This is a genomic window from Petrocella sp. FN5 (assembly GCF_029210395.1).
Classification (GTDB): Bacteria; Bacillota; Clostridia; order Lachnospirales; family Vallitaleaceae; genus Petrocella.
This window is the reverse complement of sequence record NZ_JARGDP010000142.1, coordinates 1-2,239: the sequence shown is the minus strand read 5'-3', so window position 1 is coordinate 2,239 and position 2,239 is coordinate 1. Positions and strand designations below refer to the sequence as shown.

Annotated in this window: 3 protein-coding genes; all 3 read left to right on the top strand. The window is 34.0% G+C overall.

Annotation, left to right across the window (positions count from 1 at the left end):
- Positions 1-198: 198 nt before the first annotated feature.
- Positions 199-660 carry a DUF2975 domain-containing protein gene (locus P0N36_RS15030; protein ID WP_275843693.1) on the top strand — a complete coding sequence of 154 codons (462 nt, stop codon included), beginning with the start codon at positions 199-201 and terminating at the stop codon, positions 658-660.
- Positions 661-672: 12 nt separating this feature from the next.
- Entirely contained in the window at positions 673-882 is a 210-nt protein-coding gene (locus P0N36_RS15025; RefSeq protein WP_275843691.1) for a helix-turn-helix domain-containing protein, read from the top strand.
- Between the two features lie 4 nt (positions 883-886).
- Positions 887-2,239 (top strand): DUF4153 domain-containing protein (locus tag P0N36_RS15020; RefSeq protein ID WP_275843690.1); only part of this gene is annotated, 1,353 nt, incomplete at its 3' end.

Here is a 2,239-nt window from a genome sequence, read left to right as displayed (position 1 = left end):
ATAGCATAACTATAACTATGAGGCTATCCTGGTTCTGTATATATGAGACCGAGTTGGAAAAAAAGATAAACACTTTTATCAATATATATTTATTGATAAACAATAAATATATATTGATAAAAGCAATAAGTTATGTTATTATAGCAATAAATAAAAATATAGAAACAGCGAAATAAAATAATAAAAAGAGGTGGTATTATGAAGAAAAGAATATGGTTACCAAGAATACTAAGCGTCGTTATGGTATTGCTAATGGTTGTGGCAGTGATTAGCATTATCTTTTTACCATGGATTGTGACAGATTATGTTAATTATGCTTTTGCATTTACTGGTATTACCTTTATTAGACAGTATTATCTAGGTGTGCTTTACGGGAGTGGCTTATTGGCACTGGCTGTCCTATATGAACTTAGACGTATTTTTGATTCCTGTGTAGCCAACACACCATTTATCATGAGAAATGTTACGAGTCTTAAACGTATTGGGATATCGGCTTTTATCATTGGTTTTATATTTACAACAAAGGCAATCTTCTTTTTCACCTACCTTACGTTGATTGTGATTTTTGTCTTTGCTTTGGCATCTTTGTTTTGCTTTGTTCTTGCGGATGTATTTGAGGAAGCGATTCATTATAAAAATGAAAATGACCTGACAATCTAAGGAGATGAAGCAATGGGTATCATAGTAAATCTGGACGTGATGATGGCGAAAAGAAAAATCGGTCTTGGAGATCTTGCAGAACAAGTGGGCATATCCAATGCAAATCTTTCAATTCTAAAAAACAATAAAGCCAAGGCCATACGTTTTTCGACCTTGGAAAAAATATGTGAAGTATTAAACTGCCAACCGGGTGACTTGTTGGTTTATGAAGAGGAGGAATAATAACATGTCAAAATCATGGATATATGCAACTGCTATTGCTTTAATGTCAACGCTGTTTTTTGTAGATCAGGATTTTGGTATTTCTGTTTTTATGGTTATGGTATTGACAGTCGTTGCTGTGTGGCATTTCAAAAAAGAAGCCAAATTACCAATAGGCAAAGATTTTTTTGGGCTAGGTGCTTATGTGATTATACTTAGCCTTAATTTTGCGATTACGACTGTGGATGTCATTAGAGTTTTATCTGCGCTTCTATTGATAGGTTTATTAATGACTTTAAGTTATAGTCATATAACCTTCAAATGGCCGACATATCTAGTGGAGGGTGTTAATCATTGTATAGGTGCTCTATCAAATTTCTTTAAGTACTTCAATCATGGTTCAAAAGCCTATAATAAACATGTCGGTATTTTAAAGCAAATCGGGCTAGGATTGATTATTGCGCTACCAATCTTGCTAGTAGCTTCTGCGTTAATGACAAGTGCTGATGCAGCTTTTGGAAAATTAATACAGCAAGGGTTTGAGGTTCTGGAAACAGATGCCATAGGAGATATGATTAAAAGGCTGGTTGTCTTTATCATCATCGCATGTTTCTTCTATGGGTTAAGCCTTTATTTGATCAAATCTAATCAAATAAAAATGGGAATGACAGGGGTCACAGTAGTACCTGAAGTGAATCATGAAGTGATTCCAGTTTTGGTTGGTGTTACCGTTTTGCTACTTTTGAATTTGCTGTATTTGGTCTTTGCTTATGTTCAGATTCGCTTTCTTTTTCTGGCTCAATCCACAGAATTGCTTAGGAATTACGATTATGCCAGTTATGCGAGAGAAGGCTTTTTTGAACTATTGGTATTAAGTATACTGAATACTTGTGGGGTCTTATTTGTTAAGAAGTTTGTGAAAAGCAGTTTATTAATACGTATAAGTTTAACTGTAACGATTGCCTGTACGTATATTATGATGGCATCTTCTTTTTATAAGATGTATCTTTATGAATCTATGTATGGTTACACGAGACTAAGGCTATATGTTTACTTAATCATCCTTTTTATGGCTGTTTTCATGAGTTTTATAGCTCTAGGAATCTGGAAACCGAGCTATAAGGTTATTGAATGGGGTATTATGATTGGACTTGCCTATTATCTGGTCATTAGCTTTGTGAATATAGATGCCATGATTGTTCGTAATAATCTAAGACAATACGAAGTAACCGGTAAATTAGATCTGTATTATTTGACAACATTATCGGAAGATGGTATGCCGGATTTGATTGAATATATGAATAGGCATGCTGATAAGATGGAAATGGATGTAACGATGCAAGCTTATGAGAGGCGACTTCTAAACATCATTCTTAAT